The sequence below is a fragment of the Natronobacterium gregoryi SP2 genome, from assembly GCF_000230715.2.
Classification (GTDB): Archaea; Halobacteriota; Halobacteria; order Halobacteriales; family Natrialbaceae; genus Natronobacterium; species Natronobacterium gregoryi.
In genome coordinates, this window is record NC_019792.1 from 1,423,835 (window position 1) to 1,446,603 (window position 22,769).

Sequence of the window (22,769 nt, forward strand, 5' to 3'; positions counted from 1 at the left end):
TCCTGTGTGTCACTCACTCTCTCCACCTCCGTTCGTCTCGGCCGGCTCCGGTGAAACCGCCGCATCCGTCTCGCTCTCGGAGGATGTCTGTGGCTCTTTCTCGAGGGGGACGCTCTCGTCGTAGCCAACGTCGAACGCGTCGTGTTTGACGCAGGCAGCCCGATGTGGCTCGCCGTCGGCAACAGCGACCGGTTTCGTCTCCGGGTGGACGCGCTGACAGACTTCCCTCGCGTCGGGACATCGCGGATGGAACCGACAACCAGACGGCGGGCTGATCGCTTCGGGCATTACGCCCTCGATCGGGTCGAGTTCGCCGACGGTTCGGTCGGGGCGAGGGATCGAGTCGAGCAACGCCTCGGTGTAGGGGTGTTTCGTGTCGTAGAACAATTCGTCCACCGGTGCCTGTTCGACGATCTCACCCAGGTACATCACGTTCACGCGGTCACAAATCTCGGCGACGACACCCATGTCGTGAGTCACCCAGACGAAACTCGTCCCATACTTCTCTTGAAGATCGTCGACGAGGTCGATGATCTGTCCCTCGACGGTGACATCGAGCGCCGTCGTTGGCTCGTCAGCGATAATAAGGTTCGGCTCGCAAGCGAGTGCCATCGCGATCAACACGCGCTGGCGCATCCCACCGGAGAACTGGTGTGGATACTCGTCGTACCGCTCTTCGGGATCGGGAATACCGACCTCCCGGAGCATGTCGACGGCCTCCTCGCGTGCCTCCCCACTCGAGAGGTCGCGGTTGAGTTCGATGAACTCCCGTAACTGGCCGCCGACAGTGAAGACGGGATTGAGCGATTCCATCGGGTCCTGGAAGATGACCGCGATCTCGTTGCCCCGAATCCGGGTCCTGACTTCCTCGTTCGAAAGCATGTCCTCCCGTTCCCGAAGTTCGCCGTCCGGCCCCTCCTCGAGGCCGAATATCGTCTCGCCCCGATAGGTGATCTCGCCGCCGACGATCTCGCCGGGATTCTCGACGAGTCGCAGGAGGCTCATCGAGGCGACGCTTTTGCCAGCCCCTGACTCGCCGACCAGCCCCACGATCTCGCCCTCGTGGACCTCGAAGGAGATGCCGTCGACTGCGCGTACTGTACCGGCGTCCGTGAAGAACTGCGTCTTGAGATTCTCGACGCGAAGGAGTGGTTCGGAACTCATAGTCAGTCGTTGATCCGTGGATCGAGCGCGTCCTGTAGCCCGTCACCGAAGAGGTTGAACCCCATGATGGTGATCATGATCGCGACCCCAGGCCAGATCGACAGCCAGACGTTCGAGTGCATGTAGCCGTGAGAGGTCTGGAGCATCTCGCCCCAGTCGGGCGTCGGCGGCTGTGCGCCAAAGCCCAGGAACGAGAGTCCGGCGACGATCAGGATCGTCACGCCGATCTGCAGCGTCGCGTAGACCAACACGGGTGCGAAACTGTTCGGAATGACGTGGTACAGGATGATATTGCGGTCTTTGACCCCTGCCGCTCGAGCGGCCTCGATGTAGTCCATCTCGCGGACCGATAGCACTTCGCTGCGTATGATCCGGGCGAACACCGGGATGAACGCGATACCGACGCCGACGATCGCGAACTGGACATCGGGGCTGCCTCCGCTGACAAACACCGTAAAGACGATGATGAGGATCAGCGGCGGGATGGCGTAAACGGTCTCGATCGCTCGCATCAGGACGTCGTCTACCCAGCCGCCGTAGTAGCCGGCGACGGAGCCGATGATCGTCCCACCGACCAGTCCAAGGAAGGTTGCTGCAAGCCCGACGCTTACGGACACCTGGGCACCGTAGACGATCCGCGTGAAGTAGTCTCGCCCGTTCGGATCGGTGCCGAGCGGATGCTCGAGGGTCCCGTCGGGATGGAACGCTGGCGGTACGTTCGTTTCCGCCTCGCCCGGCGGCGGGAGCCGTTCGGGGTGTTCGAATATCGGCAGGGTTTCGGCCATGGCGAAGTCCGAGACGTTCCCGAACGTGAGCCGCGAGAGGTTCCCGTCTACGAGGGTGTACGCCGTGATCGCCAGCACGAACGTGATGACGTACAGCCCCCACCGTGCGGTCGTGTCCTGCATGACTTTCCGCAAGGTGTTTCGCCAGCCGGCCTGGAGTTCCTTGGTTTCCGGTTCGGAGCCGCTTCCGACCTGAGATTCTCCGACTGCCATGGTTACTCGGCCTCCCCGTAGGTGACGCGCGGATCGATGTACGCGTACGCGATGTCGGTGATGATGACGCCGATCACGAACATCGTCGCGATGATCATCGTGATACCCATAATCAGCTGGTAGTCGAGCTGGACGATCGCATCGTAGAACAGCCGTCCGAGCCCGTTGATGTTGAACACGAACTCGATGAGGACGGCACCACCGAGCGCCGTCGATAAGTTGAGGCCGACGATCGTGATAATCGGTAGCTGTGCGACCTGAAACGCGTGCTTTCGCATGATCGTCCGCTCGGGCACGCCGTAGGCTCGAGCGAGTTTGACGTACTCACCTTGCAGGGACTCGATCATCTGGGTTCGCTCGACGCGCATCAGCGTCGCCATCTGCAAGGTGCCGAGTGCGATCATCGGCAACAGCAGGTGACGGATCGTCTCGACGAGGTGTTCGACGTAGCCGTCGTGTCCGTAGGCTTCGGGCGACCACCAAGGGTAGACCAGGTCGGCGGACGGGAGCCATCCAAGCTGGACCGCGAAAATCAGGATCAACATGATCCCGATCCAGAACGAGGGCGTGCTCACGCCGAGCAAGGCGACGATCCGCGAGACGTGATCGAACGGCTCGTTTCGACGTTTGGCCGCGAGAATGCCCAGCGGAATCGACGTCACGAGTGCAAACGCGTACGCCGAGAGGACGAGCAACAGCGTCGGACCGATCCGACTGGCGATCAGCTCCGAGACGGGACGGTTCCGGTGGAAGCTATGTCCCATGTCTCCCTGAACCAGTCCGGCCATGTAATCGAGGTACCGCTCGTGCATTGGCCGGTCGAGGCCGTACCGGGCCTCGACCTGTTCGATCATCTCCTGGTCGGCCTCTACCCCCTGGAGCATGAGTCTGACCGGGTCCCCCGGCGTCAGGTTCGCGAGGACGAACGTCAGAATGGAGATCCCGATCAGGACGGGGATCGCCTGGATGAACCGGTAGACCGTATAGCGGAGAAGTCCCATGACGGAAAGCTACGTGCGGTGGTCGCGATCGTCGGTCGATTCGCCGAGAGGGAACGAACCCGTCACCGGCTCACTCCTCGATCCAGGTATTCTGGTAGTCGGAGACGATACGCGGATTGTAGCTGACAGCCGGATGCGCGTGAAGGTCCCTGACGTTTTCACGGGCAGCCATCGTATTGTGTTCCGAGTACGCCGGCAACGCCGGGAGATACTCGAGAACCTCCTCGGTAAGCTCGATGTACAGGTCGCGTCGCTCGTCGTGGTCTGCACTCTCCCTGGCGGCGACGATGTTGTCGTGGAACTCACCCTGGCCCTCGTAGAAGTGACCCTGTCCGACCTCTTCCTGGCTCTCGTGGAAGAGGTTGTAGAAGTACGCGTCGGGATCGGGTCCGCCGGTCCAGCCGAGCAGGTACATCTCGTAGTCATCGGCATTCCCAGTCGTGTAGGTGTCGACCAGCGTCGCAAACGACATTCCCTGAACGTCGGCACCGTACCCGATCTCCGTCAGCCGCGAGCCGATCCGTTCGGCCAGCGCCTCGCGGGGGCCTCCTTCGGGAGCGATGATGCGTGGCTCCCAGCCGTCGGGAACCCCCGCGTCCTCGAGGAGTTGTTCTGCCTGGTCGGGATCGTACTCCGGCATCTGTTCTTCCCACTCGTCGACGGGAAAGTCCCAGTCCCCTTCGTCGTTGGTGATCTCGGGGATGGGACTCGACAGTGGGGCTGCTGCGGGGCCGAGGTGTTCGTCGACGAACGCCTGCATAGAAAACGAGTGAGAGACGGCACGTCGCACGTCGGGATCGGTCGTCTCCCCCTCGTTGCAATTGAATCCAAGGTACATGTAGGACGGGCTGCGGCTCCCGTGGATGCGGACGTCGTCTGCACCTTCAACCTCGTCCCACTCCGTCGCCGGGACAGTATCGATAACGTCCGCGTCACCGGCGAGAACCTGTGCGACACGGTTGGCGTCGTCCGGCGCGTCCTCGAAACGAATCTCCTCAACGTACGGCTGGGGCTCGTCCCAGTAGTCGTCCCACCGCTCGAGTTCGACGTACTCGCCGGACTGGAAATCGACGAACTCGAAGGGACCGGAACCGATCGGATCCGTGTTGAACTCGTCTCGGTCCTCGGTTCGGACGTCTTCTGGCACCACGGGAACCGCCATTGTCACCAGCGTGAACGGCCCGTAGGGATGCTCGAGGGCGACCTCGAGCGTGTGATCGTCGACGACCTCTGTCGACTCGATCATCGCGTACGTCGCCGCGTTCTCGGTCTCTTCCTCGACCGGCGCGGTAAAGGAGTGAGCGACGTCTCCTGCGGTCACCTCGTCGCCGTTGTGGAACTCGATCCCGTCCTGGATCTCGAAGACGTAGGTCTCGCCGTCGTCTTCTTCCTCGGGCATCCCGTCGGCGATCTTCGGCTCGAGTCCCATTTCGTCGTCCCACTCGTAGAGGCCGTCGAACACGAGGTTCGCGACCTGCATACTGTAGGAGTCGAAGGAAACGACCGGGTCGAAGTCCTCGTCGCGTTCTGCGGGCTGGAGGAACTCGAGTGAACTCTCGCGTGCAGCGTCTTCGTCGTCCGGCTCTTCTCTGTCGTACTGGTATTCGCTGATGTCGGCGACGTCTCCACCATCGTCGCCCTCGGCGTCCTCACCAATGCACCCTGCGATGGTCGCCGCGGAGACCGCCGCCCCAGAAGCGAGAACCCGTCGACGAGTCTGTAACTTGTCTACCATCGTCCTCGGGATAGGCATCCGTCCGTTCTTTGTTATCCCCTTCCAAACGAGGGTGGAGATCATTACGCGCCAACGCTCGCTCAAGTAATAGCGGTTTACGCGAACCGATCAGGGGCTTACCAGCCAATAGTGGAAAACAGTGCACAGATATGGTCGAACGAGGCCCGACGGTGGCCGTCAGCCACTCTGGAGCGCGACCAGTCCAGTCGTCGACCTACCGTCCGTCGACGCTGTCGTGCCAGTTGGCGACCCGTTCGACGTCGGGGACGAACTTCTCGTACTCGTCGTGCTGGAACGAACCACATACCGTCCCGTCGAGCGTCCGAACGCGAGTATAGATCGCGTCTTCGTCTATCGCCGCAGTCGCCATTCCGGCCGCGTCACGAAGCCTGTACTGACCGGCCACCATAATCACCGTCTCTGCATCCGGATCACGATACTCGACGACGAGGAAAACGCGGTCGTCGACAGTCTCCCGGTAGACCTCGTAGAGCGGGAACCCACCGCGCTCGAACGCCTCCTCGAACTGCTCGGCCTCGTCGTCCGGGACAATGAACGACGGCCCGAACCGATCGTCCGAACTGTTTGACGGCGCAGTCGGCGTGGTGGTTCCGGCCCTGATAGTGACGACATCCCAACCCTGCTCCTCGCGCTGCTCGGCGAGTGCGTCCATATCCTCGAGCGTTCGCTCCCAGGCGTTCGTTACTGCTTCTTGGCCCGGGGTCGGCCGTCCGCGCGTTTCGTGGTCGCTCCCAGTGTCGGTCATATCAGCCCCCAGTGGCGGCACACTGGTTTACTTTTCTCTTCGAACCGGAGAAGACTCGAGACGCACGACGATCCACTCTGTCGCGCCGTCTCGTCTGGGCTACTGTCTTCGATTCCCGCCGATCGTCGGCCCCGTCTCTGGCGATCGGCGGGACATGGTTACAGCGGTCCGACCTTGTTGCAACCCTCGTACGGTTTGCTGTCATACGGTTTACTGTAGGTCATTTTCGGCACAACCGCGACCCGGGCGGCGGTTGCGCCGGTAAATCGGTACAGTAATCCGTATCAGTTGTTTCCGGCGCGACCGCGCGCTCCTGCGGTCGCGCCGGGACATCGGCACAGCAGTCCGTATCAGTCGGTGATAGGGTACAGCAGCGGTTCCATCGAGTCAGCACACATCATCTATCATCGGCTAAGGATTTCAACGGAGCCAGCGGTCCGTCTCAGACGCCAAACCTCGTCTCCATGACGAACGAGACGGCGAGGACGATCAGGCTCCCGACGAACAGCTTGGTTCCTGGTGAAATTCGAACTGCTGGTGGGATGGAGTCGGTCGGATAGATGGAGCGGTCGTCGAGTGCCGTCTGGAGTCGCGATTCCTGTTCTCGAGAGACGGTCGAGCGCGAGTCCCGTTTCTCGTCGTACTTTTGTTGGGACGACTGGAGCCACAGCCAGATGCTACTGTAGCCGAAAAACGCCATCCCAACGAGGAACAGTCCGACTTTGACACCCGTCCAGCCGTCGCCGGCGACGTAGCCGACTGGCGTCACCGCTACGACGACGAGCGTCGCGAAGACGACTGCGTACGCGACGACGTCGACGAGCAGCAAGCCGACAGTAGACGGGCTCGGTCGAGACATGCTCGGCTACAGTTCCTCTTCTGGTGGGGCGTACTCGGGCTGATGACGATGGCAGGCACTTGCTCGCCCACCGTCACCGACCTCACAGGGAGACGGCTCGTCGCGGTCGCAGACGCTGTCGAACTCGTCGGCGAGGTGCTCGAGCGCGCGGTCGAACTCGTTGTCCGCCACGTACTCTTGGACCTGGTCGACGTGCCGTTCGACCTCGGCCGGGAGCTCGAGATCGCCGAATAGTTCGGCACGAACGTCTGTAATGTTTTCGAACCGCACGTTCTGCCCGCGGAATTCGCGGACTCGGTCCCGAATCGACAGTCCTGCGCGGGTGCGTTCTTCCAGCAGGACACGGAAGAGGTTGATCGCTTCCCAGACGTCGTCGTCGAGGTCTTCGTAGGCGTCGGGACGGATCTTCGCCGGACAGCGAGTGCTGAACGGACAGCCCGACGGCGGATCGCGCGGACTCGGCGGCGTCCCGTTGAGGATGATTCGATCCCGTTCGACGGTCGGGTCGGGTTCGGGAATCGCCGACAGGAGAGCGTGCGTGTACGGGTTCGCCGGATTCTGGAACAGTTCTTCGGTTGGGCCGATTTCCAGGACGTTCCCCAGGTACATCACGGCCACACGATCACAGATGTGCCGGACGACGCTCAGGTCGTGGGCGATAAAGAGATACGTGAGGCCGAACTCCTCCTGGAGTTCGTCTAGCAGGTTCAGGACCTTCGCCTGCACGGAGACGTCGAGAGCCGACACCGGTTCGTCGAGGACGACGAAATCCGGTTCCAGTGCGAGTGCTCGGGCGATCCCGATCCGCTGGCGCTGCCCACCGGAGAACTGGTGGGGATACCGGTAGTAGTGTTCCTTCTGGAGGCCGACAGTCTCGAGCAGGTCGCGGACGTGTTCGCGCCGTTCTCGCGGCGTCTTCCAGTCGTGGACGTCGAGTGGCTCCCTGACGATCTCGCCGACCGTCATCCGGTCGTTCAGGCTCGACTGTGGGTCCTGAAACACCATCTGGGCGTTCCGCCGCCACTCTTTCAGTTCGGCACCGCCGAGTCTCGTCACGTCGGTGCCGTCGAAGCGGATCTCGCCGTCGGTGGCTTCCTCTAGGTGGATGAGGGTGCGACCGAGCGTCGTCTTCCCACAGCCGGACTCGCCGACGAGCCCGAGAGTCTCTCCTCGAGAAATCTCGAAGTTGACCCCGTCGACGGCCTTCACCGGCTTGCCGCCGAGGAGTCCGTCCCCCTCGTAGTAGGTCTTGAGGTCCTCGACTTCGATCAGCGTCTCACCGTGCCGGTCGCTCGATTCGGATCGTTCGGATACCTGTTGGCTCATCGGTTCTCACCTCCCGTGTTCGCGTCGTCGGCTCCGTTCTTCCGGTCGTGAACTGCGATGCGTTCAGACTCCGGTTCGTGCTCCGGATAGAGGAGACACGAGACACGGTGGTCTTCCTCCTCGTCGACGACGACCGACTCGGGATGTAACTGGTCACACGCCTGGAACGCCTTCGGACACCGCGGCGCGAACCGGCAGTAACTCGCCGGTTCGTTCGGCGTCGGAACGTCGCCCTCGATCGTCGAGAGTCGGTCCTCACCGACCTGGCGTCCCGGGATCGACTCGAGCAGTCCCTGCGTGTACGGATGGGCAGGTTCGGCAAACAGCGTCTCGACGTCGGCCGACTCGATGAGTTCGCCGGCGTACATGACGTTGACCCGGTCGGCGACCTCCGCGATGACGCCCATGTCGTGGGTGATGAACATGATCGCGAGGTCCCGTTCTTCCTGGAGATCCTCGAGCAGTTCGAGGATCTGGGCCTGGATCGTCACGTCGAGTGCGGTCGTCGGCTCGTCACAGATCAACATCTCCGGATCGCAGGCAAGCGCCATCGCGATCACCGCACGCTGGCGCATCCCACCGGAGAACTGGTGGGGATACTCCGAGACGCGCTTCGGGGCGTCGGGGATGCCGACGGCCTCGAGCAGTTCGATCGCCTCTTCGGTCGCTTCCTTGCCGGTGATGCCCTGGTGGAGTCGTAGCGACTCCTCGATCTGGTTTCCGACGGTGTAGACCGGGTTGAGGCTGGTCAGTGGGTCCTGGAACACCATCGCGATGTTCCCGCCACGGAGCTTGCGCAGCGACTCCCCGCTGGTCCGAGTGACGTCGACGTAGCTGTCCGTTCGATCGTCGCTCGAGCTGTCGACGAAGACGAAGTCGTCCTCGTCGATCAGACCGAGTTCCTCGCCGTAGCCGGTGTCGATGACGTCGGTCACGTCGAGGTCGTCGACCGACGGCACCGGTTCGCCCGGCCCGGCGAACTCCGCTATAGAGGCGTCGACCGTCGGGTTCTCGAGGACGTCTGCCGGATCGAACCGGTCGCGGACGGCGGCGAGGTCGACCGTATTGTCCGCGAACTCCTCGGCGAACTGTTCGACCGTCTCGGGGTGATGGTAGCGAATGCTACTGCCCTCGAGAACGCGGCCAGGGGAGTCGATCAGACCCATGATCGAGCGGGCCGTGACGCTCTTTCCGGACCCGCTCTCTCCGACGATACCGACGGTTTCGCCGACGTCGATGTCGAAGCTCACGCCGTCGACGGCTCGGATGACCTCCTTGTCCGTGAAGAAGGCGGTCTGGAGGTTCCGGATCGTCAGGATCGGCTCGGTCGCTGTGCTCGCGTCGTCGCTTGCGTCTTCGATCGGATCTTCCATAGACATTAGCCACCACCTCCGGCAGCCCCGGAACTAGCGTCGGCTTCGGCGTCGCTCTCGGGGTCGATCGCGTCGCGGATGCCGTCACCAAGTGCGTTGAACGCGGTGACGACGAGGACGACCATGATCCCGGGAATCGTGGCGGTGTGCCAGGACGCCGTCGAGACGTACGGCCGTCCCTCGTAGACCGCACGCCCCCACTCGGGGGTCGGCGGCTGAACGCCGAATCCGAGGAACGAGAGCGCGGCGACGCCGATGATGATTCCACCGAGATACATCGACGCGTAGACCAGCATGTACCCCGCGATGTAGGGAGCCATGTGTTTCTTCATCGTCGTCACCGGGCTCTGGCCGAAGCTCTTTGCGGCGTCGATCCACTCCTGTTCGGCGACCTGTAGTGCCGGCCCACGCACCGCACGCCAGAGGTGTGGCCAGCCTGTCGCCGCGAAGATCAACGCCAGTAGCAACCCGCCATCGTATATCGTCGCTATCGGGTGCTGGGCTTCCATGAACAGCACCGACAGCAGCAACACGACCAGGAACCGCGGCAGCGACATGATCGAGTCGCTGGTGACGACCGTGATCAGGTCGATCAGTCCCTTGTAGTAGGCTGTTATCAGCGCGAGCGCAGACGCAAACACCGCCATCAGTCCCGTTGCGAGCAGACCGATAACAAGCGACACTTGCGCTCCGTGTGCCAGGAAAGTAAACAGGTCTTTCCCGTCGTTGTTCGTCCCGAACGGATGGAACCTGTCGTACTGATCGTAGCTCATCAGTCCGACGTTGCTGTCACCGCCGACGGAGCGTGTATCGAGGTTCGCCTCGCCGTAGGTGATCGCCGCAACCTCCTCGAGTCCCTCGTCGTAGTACTCGAGTTCGTGTTCGTACGGCTGGTAGATGTCAGCTTCGGCGGGCGTGGGACCGAGTGCGGGTGCCCATAGCGCCATCACGATGAACGCGACGACGACGACCAGTCCGAACAGCCCCCAGTAGTGGTTCCGGAATCGATTGATGCTGTCGTCACGCGGCGTCCAGTCGGCCTCGCGGTAGTGTTCGCGGAAGATCGTGTACCCCTTCCATAACCAGCCGAGGAGGACGAACGCGTAGGCGTAGACGACGACGACTCGAACCGCCCACGCCACGGCAGGCGAGAGGCCGAGCCAGGTGCCTTCCCAGCTACCGTCCGGCAGCTGGTAGCCTTCGTTCGGGATCGTCTCGCGGCTGGTCAGCGTCTGGAGGGAGCTGACGGACTCGATGGCCTGACTGAGAACGCTGACGACGGCGTCGACTGCGGCCCCGAGTGGCGTCGCAACCAGTGTTGCGACGACGACAGCGACGAGTCCGGTCACGATCGTCGCCTCGAGGACGTCTTCTTTGCCGGTCCCGAGTTCGATGTCGAGTCGGTCGACGATCGAGAACGGGACGAACAGCCACTTGACGAGTACGCCGGCCATCGAGAGCAACACTACGGCCGTCACTGCGAAGGCGAGCGTGGCGCTGATCGGTCCGAGCGAGTCGGCGACGACGCCGGCCATCCAGGACGGTCCACTCGCAATACCACCGATCGTCAACCGGGTCACTTCGCCGACTCGGAGGACGGCAGCCGCGATCGACCCGAGCTCTAATACGAGCAGAACCGCCAGTCCGGCGAGCCAGAGAGCTGCCGGTTTCGGGTTCTCTGCGATGCGATCGCGAAGCGTCTTGTCGTCGAGTTCGGTTTCTACACTCATCCTTGATACCCCACGCGCGGATCCAGAATCGTGTAGAGCACGTCCTGGAGAATGTTGATCGAGACGATGATGATGATGAAGACGAACATCAGCGATCCGACAAGCGGGAGGTCACCCTGGGTGGCAGCCTGGAAGAACAGGTAGCCGATACCGTTGATACCGAAGATGTATTCGACGATGACCGACCCGCCGAGCAGGATAAACGCCTCGTTGGTGATGATCGGCACGAGCGGGATCAACGCGTTCCGGAAGACGTGTTTCCAGACGATCACTCGATCCCGCAGTCCCTTCGCTTTCGCCGTCTCGACGTAGTTGGAGTTGATCGTCTCGAGCACTGCCGTACGGCCGATACGCAACTCGTTACCCATCGACGCCGATCCCAGCACGATCGCCGCTGGCAACACTTGCTTGACCGACGCCAGGAACGTCTCGAACGAGAAGTAGATCCCGATCGGGATGCTCACGACGCCGACGGTGGCCCAGTCGGTCACCGCGAAGAAATCAAGCGGTGGCGGCCCGACGAGGCTGTCGATCTCGACGATAAACGTGTGCCAGTCGAGTCCGAACAGGAACTGCTCGGTTTGGCGAAGGAACGCCAGGAACATGATCGCCAGCCAGAAGTTCGGCATCGCTCGCCAGATGATGCCGCCGAACGAGGCGACGTAGTCGCCCCACGTGTTCGAGTTGAGGCCGGCATAGAAGCCGAGCGGAATCCCGATGAAAAGTGGGATCAGCACGGACCAGAAGCCGAGCCACAGCGTTCGCGGCGCGTAACTGCGAAGCAGCGTCGTGACGTCGGTGTTCGGTTGGACGACCCAGGACTGACCGAGGTCGAACGACCACGGCAGCAGCATGTTCGACATGAACTCGAAGTACTGCTCCCATAGCGGCCGATCCAGCCCGAGTCGTTGCTCGATCTGTACTCGTTGTCCCGGTCCTGCGTCTTGGCCCAGTATAGCCGAAACTGGGTCGATCGGTCCCATCCGGATGATGATAAACGTGATCGTCAGGCCGAAAACGATGACCGGGATCGACAACAGAATCCGGCGCAGGAGATATCGCCAGCGGCTCACTGGATCTCACCTCCGTTTCGTCTCGGTTCGAGTAAATCCAATCTAGGTTTCATATGGCTCTATTTGTAGCGAGATGACTGGAACCGACCGCCAGCGACGAGCTGACGGCCGAGTGGTTTGTTGCTGCCGACGAGTCTCGTCATTCGTCGTCCCGTCTTACTGGTCCAGCGTGACTTCGTTGAAGACCTGGAGGTAGTCGCCCATCGCACCGAAGGGCTCGGCGTCGACGTGGTCGTAGTAGAACTGCTCGGCGAGTTCGTGGTGCAGTGGCATACAGACCATGTCCTCCCAGATCGCTTCCTCCATTTCGACGTAGCCCTCGTTGCGGACGTCCGCGTCGTCGGGGTCGGGATGCGCCTGGATGCGTTCCCAGGCGTCCTGAGCAGTCTGGGCCGCGTCGGTGTCGGACTCGTGCCAGTCGAGGTAGAACCCGGTGGTCTCCTCGGGCATACGGGACGTGTCGGTGTTCTCCGGCTCGAACCCGAACATCCCGTAACCGGGGTCCGGCCAGTTCCAGGTCCACCCCATCGAGAAGAACTCGAGATCACCGTTCTCGCCACGTTCCTGTAGCGTCGCAAACGGTGCTTCCTCGAGGTTGAGGTCGACGCCGAGACCGGCAAGTTGGTCGCGAAGCTGCCGACCCGCTTCCTGGAAGACGTCCGACTCGTAGGTAGTCAACGTCAGCTCGTAGGGCTCGTCGTCGGTGTATCCGGCGTCTTCGAGGACATCGCGGGCCGCATCGCGGTTTGCCTCGTCACGGCTGTAGGGGTACTCTTCGAGGAACGCTTCGTAGGCGTCGGCACCGCCGGGCCACATGCCGGGCGGCGTGAACGTGTATGCTTCGTCACCACGACCCTCGAAGAGCGTCTGGATCAGCACCTCACGGTCGAGAACGTAGGCGACCGCCTGTCGAACCTCGAGTGGCACCGACGATACGTTGAATCCGAAGTAGAACGTACTGAGTTGTGGGACGCCGACGTAATCGACGGTGTCACCGTTCTCGAGTGGGCCGTAGGTGCCGACCTCACGGCCGCGTTCGTCAGTCTCGGCATCGATCAGGCTCGCATCGTACTGCGCGGTCGGAAGGTTGAACATGTCGGCGTTGCCCTCGACCGCGTAGGTGTACTCGGCCTCGTCGTCCTCGAAGACCGCCCAGTGGACGCCGTCGACGTTGGCGACGCTGCCGTGATAGTCGTCGAAACGAGTGACCTCTACCTCGGCGTCTGGCTCCCACTTTTCGAACTCGAACGGTCCAGTTCCGACCGGGCGCTCCGAGGAGAACTCGCTCTGATCGATCTCGCCGTCGTAGCCCTCGATGTCGCCGACGAGACCCTCCGGTACGACGGTAAACGAGTCGTAGGCGAGGATCTCGAGTGCGTCCGGCGCTGGCGTCACGAGAGTGATTTCGAGTGTGTAGTCGTCGACGGCTTCGACCGCGAGGCTCTCGGGCTCGACGTCGCCGCTTTCGTCGAACTCGGCGTCGACGTTGAGAAACGAGGAGTCTCCTACGATGAAGTTGCCACGTTCGCTGTTGGGCGACTCGGCGAGTCGCCGAAACGAGTACACGAAGTCGTGGGCGGTCAGTTCGTCACCGTTGTGGAACTGGACGCCTTCCTTGATGTCGAACGTGTAGGTTAGTCCGTCGTCGGAGAGTTCGTAGCCGTCCGCGAGGCGGGTCTCGAGGTCCGTCGTCCCGTTCGGGAAGTGCGTCAGCGACTCGAAAATCTGGCGAACGACACGACCGGAGGCGGTGTCAGTCGATTGAATCGGGTCGAGCGACGTTATCGTCGCGTTAACGAGGTTGAGAACCCCGTCCTGACCGCCCTCTACCCCGTCGTCGTCATCGTCGCCCGGTTCTTCCCCAACACAGCCGGCAAGCGCTAGCGCACCAGCAGCCCCACCAGTCGCTTTGAGGAACGAACGTCGTTCCAGTTCGTCTCCATCCATCATGATACAGTTTCCCTTTACCGAAGCCGCAGGTAAATCCATCGTTACTTCTTTATCCAGCCGTTACTCTCGGAATCATGCCTGTTGGAACCTGTAGCGGCGATGAATTGGACTTCTACCATCACTTAGCTTATCTGCTCATTTTCATCATGTGATTAATGCCCAGCCGAGTTCAATGAATTTCTAAAATTCACTCTAATTGAAACGATTGGCGTGGTTCCTGGCAGACACTCGCAAGCTTCGGAGTCGATTCTCGACCGTCCGGCGTTCCTCAAGCTTTTTGCGTCTCTCAGTCAGACGTGAGCGTATGCATTATCGTGAGGTCGAGACGGCACGTGAATACGTCGCCCGCCTCGAGACCGGTGCGGACTGGCGCGCGGAGATCGAAGCGCTCGCGGAGGCGGTCGAGGCCGACGCCGCGTGGTTCACCGCGCTGGGTGCAGTCCAGGACGCAGAACTTTGGTTTTACGAGCAGGACGACTGCGAGTACTACCCCATCGAACTCGAAGAGCCACTCGAGGTTGCAAGTTGTGTCGGTAACGTCTCGCTGCTCGACGGCGAAGAGCAAAGTTCCTCGAGCAGTCGAACGCAGTCCGACGACGACCGGTTCGCCCATACCCACGCCGTGCTCTCGGACGCCGAGGGAACCACGTACGCCGGCCACCTGAACGAGGCCACGGTGTGGGCCGGCGAACTCCACATGCGCGTCTTCGAGGAATCGCTCGAGCGCGAGTACGACGAGACCACCGATCTCGACCTCTGGCTCTGAGATGCGCGAGGAGAACGAACGGTACTTCAGGCGAATCGAGTCCCAGCTCGAGGACGCCTTCGACGTCGCCGAGGAGGCCAAGGAACGCGGCGCAGACCCCGAGCCAGAAGTCGAGATTCCGACCGCACGAGACATGGCGGATCGCGTCGAGAACATCCTCGGGATCGACGGCGTCGCCGAACGAGTGCGAGAACTCGAGGGCGAAATGAGCAGGGAGGAAGCCGCTCTCGAACTCGCAAAAGACTTCGCCGAGGGACGGGTCGGCGACTACGAGACGAAAGCAGGCAAGGTCGAAGGTGCCGTCCGAACCGCGGTCGCCCTGCTAACCGAGGGTGTCGTCGCTGCACCGATCGAAGGGATCGACAAGGTCGAACTCCTCGAGAACGACGACGGGACGGAGTTCGTCAACGTCTACTACGCCGGGCCGATCCGCTCTGCAGGGGGGACTGCACAGGCGCTGTCCGTGCTCGTCGCCGACTACACGCGTGCGCTCGTCGGGATCGACCAGTACAAGGCCCGCGGCGAAGAGATCGAGCGCTACGCCGAAGAGATCGCCCTCTACGACAAGGAGACCGGCCTCCAGTACTGTCCGAAAGACACGGAGGCCAAATTCATCGCCACACACCTCCCGATCATGCTCGATGGGGAAGCCACCGGCGACGAGGAGGTCTCTGGCTTCCGGGACTTAGAACGGGTCGACACCAACAGCGCCCGCGGCGGGATGTGTCTCGTGCTGGGTGAGGGGATCGCTCTGAAAGCTCCCAAAATCCAGCGGTATACCCGCAACCTCGAGGAAGTCGACTGGCCGTGGCTGCAGGACCTGATCGACGGCAACTACGGCGACGAGGACGACGGCGGCGAGGAAGATGCCGAGCCAGACGAGGACGACGAAAAAGCCGACGACGCCGAAACCGACGAAGACGCGCCGGCCACAGACGAACCCGAGGGGCCGCCACGCGTCGGCGAATCGAAGAAGTTCCTCCGAGACCTGATCGCCGGTCGTCCCGTCTTCTCACACCCCTGTGCAGACGGCGGCTTCCGACTGCGGTACGGTCGCGCCCGCAACCACGGCTTCGCGACCGCCGGCGTCCATCCCGCCGCGATGCACCTGGTCGACGACTTCCTCGCGACCGGCACCCAGATCAAGACCGAACGCCCCGGAAAAGCCGCAGGTGTCGTTCCCGTCGACTCCATCGAGGGGCCGACGGTCAAACTGGCAAACGGCGACGTCCGCCGGATCGACGACCCCGAGAACGCCCTCGAGATCAGAAACGGCGTCGAGAAAATCCTCGATCTGGGCGAATACCTGGTCAACTACGGTGAGTTCGTCGAGAACAACCACCCACTTGCGCCGGCCTCTTACACCTACGAGTGGTGGATTCAGGACGTAGAGGCCGCCGGTGTGGACATCCAAGCCCTCGAGGACGACCCACGGATCGACCTCGAGTTTCCGAATCCCGAGGAAGCACTCGAGTGGGCGCTCGAATACGACGCACCCCTCCATCCCGAGTACACCTACCTCTGGCACGACATTTCGGTCGAGACGTTCTGTACGCTCGCCGAGGCAGCCGCAGACGGCCGGATCGAGCGCGACGGTGACGGCAGCGTAAACGGGAACGGAGACGACAGCATCCTCGTCCTCGAGTACGCCGAGAACGTCGCCGCCGCCCTCGAGACGATCGTTCTCGAGCATCGGCAGCGACCGGACGAGGATCGCATCGAGATCGACGACTGGCGGCCGTTCGTTCACTCGGTCGGCTGCAATCCCCGGCGGACGGCCGCTGACGGTGCCACAGTAGAGGCCGAAGCGAACGCCCCCGAGGTCGAACTCGAACGGGCCTGGAGCGACGACGATCTCTCCGAGCGCGCTCGAACGTGGGGCCAGGAGGCGGGCGACAACGCCGTCGAGGCAGTCAACGAGGTCGCACCCTTCGAGATTCGCGAACGGGCACCGACCCGGGTTGGCAACCGGATGGGCCGCCCGGAGAAATCCGAAAGCCGCGATCTGAGTCCCGCCGTCCACACCCTGTTTCCGATCGGCGAAGCCGGCGGCACGCAGCGAAACGTCGCGGACGCGGCCAAACACGCCGAGACGATGTCCGACACGCCTGGCGTCGTCGAGGTCGAGATCGGCCGCCAGCGCTGTCCGGACTGCGACACTGAGACGTTCAAGAACCGCTGTCCGGACTGTAACGCGCGAACCGAACCAGACTACCGATGTCCCGACTGCGAGCAAGAACTCGAGCCCGACGACGCCGGCCGCGTCGAGTGTGACCGCTGTGAGATCGAGGGGACCTGCGTCGAGAACCGCGAAATCGACATCAACGACGAGTTCCGCAGCGCTCTCGAGTCGGTCGGCGAACGCGAGAACGCCTTCGACATCCTGAAAGGCGTCAAAGGGCTGTCTTCCACGAACAAGATCCCCGAACCGATCGAGAAAGGGATTCTGCGGGCGAAACACGACGTTTCGTCGTTCAAAGACGGGACCGTCCGATACGATATGACCGACCTCCCGGTGACGTCGGTCAGGGCCAGCGAACTCGACGTCGACGTCGGCCAGCTACAGGCACTTGGCTACGAGGAAGACATCCACGGCGAACCGTTGAGCCACGAAGACCAACTGGTCGAGCTGAAAGTACAGGACATCGTCCTCTCCGACGGCGCGGCCGAGCACATGATGCAGACGGCCGACTTCATCGACGACCTGCTCGAGCAGTACTACGGGCTCGAGCCGTTCTACGAACTCGAGAATCGCCAGGACCTCGTGGGGGAGCTGGTGTTCGGGATGGCGCCGCACACGAGCGCCGCAACTGTCGGGAGAGTAATTGGTTTTACGAGTGCTGCAGTTGGATATGCTCATCCGTACTTTCACGCCGCGAAACGCCGCAATTGCGACGGTGACGAGGACTGTGTGATGCTCCTCATGGACGGTTTACTGAACTTTAGTATCAGTTTCTTGCCGGATAAGAGAGGAGGGCGTATGGACGCACCTCTGGTCATGTCCTCCCGCATCGATCCCTCCGAGATCGACGACGAGGCCCACAACATGGACATCGTCTCGCAGTACCCCCGCGAATTCTACGAGGCGACCCTCGAGCAGGCCGACCCCGAGGCGGTCGACATCCAGATCGGCGAGGACACGCTCGGCACGGACGGCGAGTACACCGGCTTCGAGCACACCCACGACACCACCGACATCGCGATGGGGCCGGACCTCTCTGCCTACAAGACCCTGGGATCGATGATGGACAAGATGGACGCGCAACTCGAACTCTCGCGGAAACTCGAAGCAGTCGACGAGACCGACGTCGCCGAGCGGGTCATCGAGTACCACTTCCTGCCAGACCTGATCGGGAATCTGCGGGCGTTCTCCCGCCAGGAGACGCGGTGTCTCAACTGCGGGGAGAAGTTCCGCCGGATGCCCCTGACCGGCGACTGTCGGGAGTGTGGCGGCCAGGTCAACCTCACCGTCCACCAGGGCTCAGTCAACAAGTACATGCAGACCGCGATCCAGGTCGCCGAGGAGTACGACTGCCGACCCTACACGAAACAGCGACTAGAGGTGCTCGAGAAGTCACTCGAAAGTATCTTCGAAAATGATAAGAACAAACAGTCGGGCATCGAGGACTTCATGTAATGGCTGGCGGCCGTAGGACAGTCGACTCGAGTCAGGCTTCGAAGTCGACGTTCCGCGCGTCCAGAACGGACAGAACGATCAGCAGCTACGCGTCCAGAACCGTCGTCCTGTAATTTCGTTCTGTCGTGGCCGTTCCGGAATCGTCGACGCCTCGTCCCCCGACGATCCGTCTCGATGGCCCGACGGACCACTTGATACGGATTGCTGTAACTAGTTGCCGCTGATCGACAGAACGAGGAGCGATCGGCGGCAAGTGACTACTAAACCGTATGAGACGGTTTGCTGTCGGTCAGTGCCGGCGGGCCCGCGAGCCCGCCTGCGGTCGCGTCGGGACATCGGTACAACATTCAGTCTGATACGGTTTACTGTAAGTCATTTCCGGCACAACCGCGACCCGGGCGGCGGTTGCGCCGGTAAATCGTTACAGTAATCCGTATGAGTCGTCCGGCACCGCACCCGGAGCGATCGATCGGTGCTGTCGCGGTGTCCGAGACGGTCGCGGTTCGGTCCTCCGTCGTTTCTCACTCGAGCGATAGTTTTCGACTCTGAGCAGCCTCGTTCCTGGTCTGTCGCTTTTCACCTCACGTGGCGACCACCCACATTTAGTATATCGGTTATTGGTTTACCCGCTGTGCGAGACGGCACACCGACGACCCGAGATTCGAAACGCCTCTTCCGACAGGAGGCCGAGACGCGAGACTGCTCGTCGAGTCGGCGGAGAAGACGGCCAATCCCAAGACCCACCCCGGTCGCCGGCGAAGAAAACCGTTTTGAGGGTCGTCCACGGGACCGACACCATGGAAATCGTCGTCTTCGGTGCCGGTAGTCTCGGCAGCCTCGTCGGCGGAATACTCGCCGGCGACCACGACGTGACGCTGGTCGCTCGCCGGGAACACGCCCAGACAGTCCACGAGTCGGGTCTTCGCATCGACGGCGAACTCGAGACCCAGGTAACCCCGGCAGCCACGACCGATGGCCGCGATCTCGAGGGGGATCTCGCCGTCGTCACGGTCAAGTCGTTCGACACGCCGTCGATCGCAGAGACGATCGCGACGGGGTCGTTCGAGGTCGTCCTCTCCCTGCAAAACGGGATGGGTAACGAGGAGAGCCTCGCATCCGCCCTCGAGTCGCCGGTACTCGCCGGAACTGCCACCTACGGCGCGATCCTCCGGGAGCCCGGACTCGTCGAGTGTACTGGAATCGGCGACGTCGTCGTCGGCGACCGACGGGGTGGGACTTCGAACGTCGCCGAGACTGTCGGCGAGGCGTTTTCCAGTGGCGGTCTCGAGACGACCGTCGCGGCGGACATGCCTTACCGGCTTTGGGAGAAACTCGCGGTCAACGCCGGCATCAACGCCGTGACGGCACTGACCGAAACGGAGAACCGCGCCGTCCTCGAGTCGCCCACAGACCATATCGCCCGTGCAGCCACGAAAGAGACGGCTCGAGTCGCTCGCGCCGACGGCGTAGACCTCTCGAACCGCGAGGCGCTGGTGGCGATGGAGTCGGTCGCCGAAGCCACGGCGACGAACACGTCTTCGATGGCCCAGGACCTGCAGGCGGGTCGTCGAACCGAGATCGACGCGATCAACGGCTACGTGGTCGACCGAGGTGACGAGTTGGGACTCGAGACGCCGACGAACCGGCTGCTCGCGGCACTCGTCCGGACGTGGGAGCGGGGTCAGGAACTACGAAACGCGTCGCTGTCGGCGTCGCGGTAGAACGGGAAACGACGATCAACTCGAAGCGTGACTTAGAATGGGGCTTCCGGTCCTTCGTCGGGCTCGCCGTCATCGACGGTTTCGCCGGGGAACGATGGGCTCGTGCCACCGCCTGCATCGCCACCACCATCCATACCAGTATGGGCGTTGACCTGCTCGATCTCGGGAATCTCCTTGACCATCCGGCTCTTGATCGCCTGGATCGTCATCGGCGAGATACCACAGCCGCTGCAGGCTCCGCCGAGTGCGATCGTGACTTCGCCGCTATCCCGGTCGAGGTCCTGGATCGCTGCGCTGCCGCCGTGCATCTGGATCTGTGGGAAGTTGCGTCGCAGGAAGTTCGAAACACGCTCTTCGAGGTCGTCTCCGTCGCTCTGAGTCTCGGTGCTCATAGAGGCCTCTTGGGTACCAGCCCCCCTAAACCTTCCGTCGCTCACGGTGGCCGACACTGGCGGAATCGACCGACGCCGGTTCCTTCAGGCGAAACCGAAGACACGCTCGAGTTCGGTCTCGATTTCGTCGACGTGCGCCTCGAGTACGTCTTCGAATCGCTCTTTGTCGACGAGGACGCCCGAGACGCGGTCGTAAGGGTCTTCGGGCAACTCCACGTGGAACTCTCCGTCACCTTCGTAGAACGGTTCGCTCTCGTTCAAGACCTGCTGGTCGATCGCGTGGACCAGTTCGGAGTCGTACTGGTCGTTCATGCGGTTGAATGCGTTCTTGTACGCCTGCTGGAGTTCGGTAAAGTAGTTGGCGTACTTGTCTTCGAACTTCTCTGGATCGAAATCGACCATACCCGTATACGAACGCCGGCGAAGACAAAAGTCGGACGGTCGGTGTCGGCGTTTCCCTCGCCACGTCGCCGAGTACCGTTGCCGTCTTCCCCACACGACAGACAACCGGGACGGGCAGCGAGATTGCATCTGCAAGCCGAACTGTCACTCCCACAGGTATCGACGCGACCCACATGAACTCGAACTCGCGCGCGCTCCCGCCGGACGCCCTCCCCCCTGGATGGAGCGAATCGACTGTCTCGGACGACGAACTCGCGTATCGCCACTGCCAGTTGCCACTCGAGTTCGTGGCAGCCCGGACGACTGCAGATAACTGCCACCCTGGGCTAGGACTGGGTTGTTGCTGGGAATTGCAGTACGGCTATCCCGTCGGCAACCAGTCGGTATCCGACGTGATCGGGCGAGTTTCGACGCGACGCGCGGCGGTCGACGGACTACTCGAGTGCATGCACGGCGTCCACGAAACTATCGAGTCGGTAGATAGTCCGGTCACGGTCGGAGAGGTACTCGAGTGCGTCTCCCTTTCCAGTCTCGTTCCGGCCGGTTCACTCGGGCCAGACGAGAGATGACGGCGCGCGAATCGCGGCCGACGGCGGTCCACACCGTCCGTTGTGGCGGCAGGTCGGGATCGGTCGTCGTCGTTCTCGACCAGTAGGTCGCAAGCGACTCGATGTCGTTCAACGCTCTGTGACTCGCTAGTGGCGGGTCAAGCCTGAACTGATGGGTCGAATCTGGCGGTGTGGCTCGATTCGACCCGTCAGTCGACGGTTTGGACGGTACTAGTACTGTCCCAAGTGTGGACCGACTAGTTGAGAGTTGGCCCAAACCGATCACGATTCTCGATCAGAAGTGGGTGGACTAGTCAGAGTAGACGTGGGACGATACTAGTCCCACCTCAACCGTCGACGACTGCGTCGAGCCGAGCCACGCGACCGGGTTCGACCCAGCAGTGCGGCGTGATTCACTGCTGGTATCATCAATCGGGATAAAAGACCTAATACCGAAGCCTGACTCTCTAAAACCGTGCGTCTAGCCGCAAGAAGGCGAGGGGTGAATGATTTGATAATGACTGATGGACCCACGGACTCCCACACAAATATACTATACTGCCCACGTGACTCTCTCGACAGTTGACTCGGCGGCGAAAGCAGTCGTCGGGGAGTGCAGGTAGAGACAAACCGAACGCAGATTCTGTGGGCACGAAACTGGAGTCGCATAGCGACGGTCCCCTCGCCGACGGCGACCTTCCCCGAGGTTATCGCTGGGAACGGACACTGACCGCCAGACGCGCCCGTCGAGTGCATTCTGGTGGCAGAGACCGGGCCTGGCGGGGACGGACTCAATGTCTTCTCTGGGGTGGGAAACGACGTTGCCCGTCGCCGAACAGTTGAATCGCGTCCCCCACCCTGAGTACGAACGAAAACGGGGCGTCCGCTCGAGAATCAGGGCGTCGAGTCCGACCGCATCCGTCGGGGTGACGTCTCGCTCTCTCGCGGTCTCCGACCGACGACTGTCGTTCCACGACGGCGTCGAGACGACGGTCGCCGACTCGAGTTGGGTTGGCTCTCGAGAGTAGGTCGTCGCAGTCGACGGCGACGTCGTCGTCATGCGGGACGGTCGTCCTGGCGAACGAAGCGGACGGTTTGGCTCCAGCTTCGACCAGGACGGCTGTTTCGTGTTTGCAAACGCGACGGTCCGATGTGTCCGTATCGCTGGTCCAACTGATCTATCGAGAGACGGCCCACACTCCTGCGTTCGAGACGACGTACTGGTTGGACTTTCACTCCGACTTCCGTTCCCGGACCGGTTCGTCTCGAGATCACTGACCGTGAGCGAACGTCCACTGTCACGCTTCGTCCGGCTAGAGTCGTGGCGT

Annotated in this window: 18 protein-coding genes; 5 read left to right on the plus strand and 13 right to left on the minus strand. The window is 62.1% G+C overall.

Annotated elements, in window-relative coordinates; all coding sequences use genetic code 11:
- Positions 1 to 9: 9 nt before the first annotated feature.
- The 11 genes from NATGR_RS06980 to NATGR_RS07030 all read right to left on the minus strand — a co-directional run bounded on the left by NATGR_RS06980 (position 10) and on the right by NATGR_RS07030 (position 13,975).
- The gene (locus tag NATGR_RS06980) at positions 10 to 1,164 is read right to left on the minus strand and encodes an ABC transporter ATP-binding protein (RefSeq protein WP_005579006.1); all 1,155 of its coding nucleotides are present in this window, start codon (positions 1,162 to 1,164) and stop codon (positions 10 to 12) included.
- Between the two features lie 2 nt (positions 1,165 to 1,166).
- Positions 1,167 to 2,162: an ABC transporter permease gene (locus NATGR_RS06985; protein WP_005579004.1), complete on the minus strand. Its 996-nt coding sequence runs from the start codon at positions 2,160 to 2,162 to the stop codon at positions 1,167 to 1,169.
- A gap of 2 nt (positions 2,163 to 2,164) precedes the next feature.
- Positions 2,165 to 3,163 carry an ABC transporter permease gene (locus NATGR_RS06990; protein ID WP_005579002.1) on the minus strand — a complete coding sequence of 333 codons (999 nt, stop codon included), beginning with the start codon at positions 3,161 to 3,163 and terminating at the stop codon, positions 2,165 to 2,167.
- Positions 3,164 to 3,233: 70 nt separating this feature from the next.
- Positions 3,234 to 4,898 carry an ABC transporter substrate-binding protein gene (locus NATGR_RS06995; RefSeq protein ID WP_005579000.1) on the minus strand — a complete coding sequence of 555 codons (1,665 nt, stop codon included), beginning with the start codon at positions 4,896 to 4,898 and terminating at the stop codon, positions 3,234 to 3,236.
- Positions 4,899 to 5,112: 214 nt separating this feature from the next.
- Positions 5,113 to 5,664 (minus strand): DUF7529 family protein, encoded by a 552-nt coding sequence (locus NATGR_RS07000; protein WP_005578996.1) that lies wholly within the window; start codon positions 5,662 to 5,664, stop codon positions 5,113 to 5,115.
- 442 nt (positions 5,665 to 6,106) lie between these two features.
- On the minus strand, positions 6,107 to 6,523 hold the full coding sequence (locus NATGR_RS07005; protein ID WP_015233422.1) for a DUF7555 family protein: 417 nt from the start codon (positions 6,521 to 6,523) through the stop codon (positions 6,107 to 6,109).
- A 6-nt stretch (positions 6,524 to 6,529) separates the two neighbouring features.
- Entirely contained in the window at positions 6,530 to 7,849 is a 1,320-nt protein-coding gene (locus NATGR_RS07010; protein ID WP_005578991.1) for an ABC transporter ATP-binding protein, read from the minus strand.
- On the minus strand, positions 7,846 to 9,228 hold the full coding sequence (locus NATGR_RS07015) for an oligopeptide/dipeptide ABC transporter ATP-binding protein (RefSeq protein WP_015233423.1): 1,383 nt from the start codon (positions 9,226 to 9,228) through the stop codon (positions 7,846 to 7,848). Before NATGR_RS07015 ends, NATGR_RS07010 begins: the two co-directional genes overlap by 4 nt.
- Positions 9,228 to 10,952, minus strand: coding sequence for an ABC transporter permease (locus NATGR_RS07020; protein ID WP_005578986.1), 1,725 nt, complete (start codon positions 10,950 to 10,952; stop codon positions 9,228 to 9,230). The genes NATGR_RS07015 and NATGR_RS07020 overlap by 1 nt, the downstream gene beginning before the upstream one ends.
- Positions 10,949 to 12,025 (minus strand): ABC transporter permease, encoded by a 1,077-nt coding sequence (locus NATGR_RS07025; protein ID WP_005578984.1) that lies wholly within the window; start codon positions 12,023 to 12,025, stop codon positions 10,949 to 10,951. The genes NATGR_RS07020 and NATGR_RS07025 overlap by 4 nt, the downstream gene beginning before the upstream one ends.
- Positions 12,026 to 12,181: 156 nt before the next feature.
- Entirely contained in the window at positions 12,182 to 13,975 is a 1,794-nt protein-coding gene (locus NATGR_RS07030; protein WP_049887778.1) for an ABC transporter substrate-binding protein, read from the minus strand.
- Between the two features lie 304 nt (positions 13,976 to 14,279).
- On the opposite strand from NATGR_RS07030, the gene NATGR_RS07035 reads away from it, so the two are divergent.
- The 3 genes from NATGR_RS07035 (at position 14,280) to NATGR_RS07045 (ending at position 20,099) form a co-directional block, all read left to right on the plus strand.
- Complete coding sequence (locus NATGR_RS07035; RefSeq protein WP_005578979.1) at positions 14,280 to 14,741, plus strand: PPC domain-containing DNA-binding protein; 462 nt, start codon at positions 14,280 to 14,282, stop codon at positions 14,739 to 14,741.
- Position 14,742: 1 nt separating this feature from the next.
- A complete protein-coding gene (locus NATGR_RS07040; RefSeq protein ID WP_005578977.1) occupies positions 14,743 to 18,378 on the plus strand; it encodes a DNA polymerase II large subunit in 3,636 nt (1,211 codons plus the stop codon).
- A gap of 797 nt (positions 18,379 to 19,175) precedes the next feature.
- The gene (locus NATGR_RS07045) at positions 19,176 to 20,099 is read left to right on the plus strand and encodes a ketopantoate reductase family protein (RefSeq protein WP_005578975.1); all 924 of its coding nucleotides are present in this window, start codon (positions 19,176 to 19,178) and stop codon (positions 20,097 to 20,099) included.
- A gap of 32 nt (positions 20,100 to 20,131) precedes the next feature.
- Here NATGR_RS07045 and NATGR_RS07050 read toward each other — a convergent pair whose 3' ends face one another.
- On the minus strand, positions 20,132 to 20,491 hold the full coding sequence (locus NATGR_RS07050; protein WP_005578973.1) for a NifU family protein: 360 nt from the start codon (positions 20,489 to 20,491) through the stop codon (positions 20,132 to 20,134).
- Between the two features lie 84 nt (positions 20,492 to 20,575).
- The gene (locus tag NATGR_RS07055; RefSeq protein WP_005578971.1) at positions 20,576 to 20,893 is read right to left on the minus strand and encodes a DUF5783 family protein; all 318 of its coding nucleotides are present in this window, start codon (positions 20,891 to 20,893) and stop codon (positions 20,576 to 20,578) included.
- 173 nt (positions 20,894 to 21,066) lie between these two features.
- Here NATGR_RS07055 and NATGR_RS07060 point away from each other — a divergent pair, with 173 nt between their 5' ends.
- Both NATGR_RS07060 and NATGR_RS07065 read left to right on the plus strand, forming a co-directional pair.
- Positions 21,067 to 21,462 carry a hypothetical protein gene (locus NATGR_RS07060; protein ID WP_005578968.1) on the plus strand — a complete coding sequence of 132 codons (396 nt, stop codon included), beginning with the start codon at positions 21,067 to 21,069 and terminating at the stop codon, positions 21,460 to 21,462.
- 773 nt (positions 21,463 to 22,235) lie between these two features.
- A complete protein-coding gene (locus NATGR_RS07065) occupies positions 22,236 to 22,469 on the plus strand; it encodes a hypothetical protein (RefSeq protein WP_049887779.1) in 234 nt (77 codons plus the stop codon).
- Positions 22,470 to 22,769: the final 300 nt, after the last annotated feature.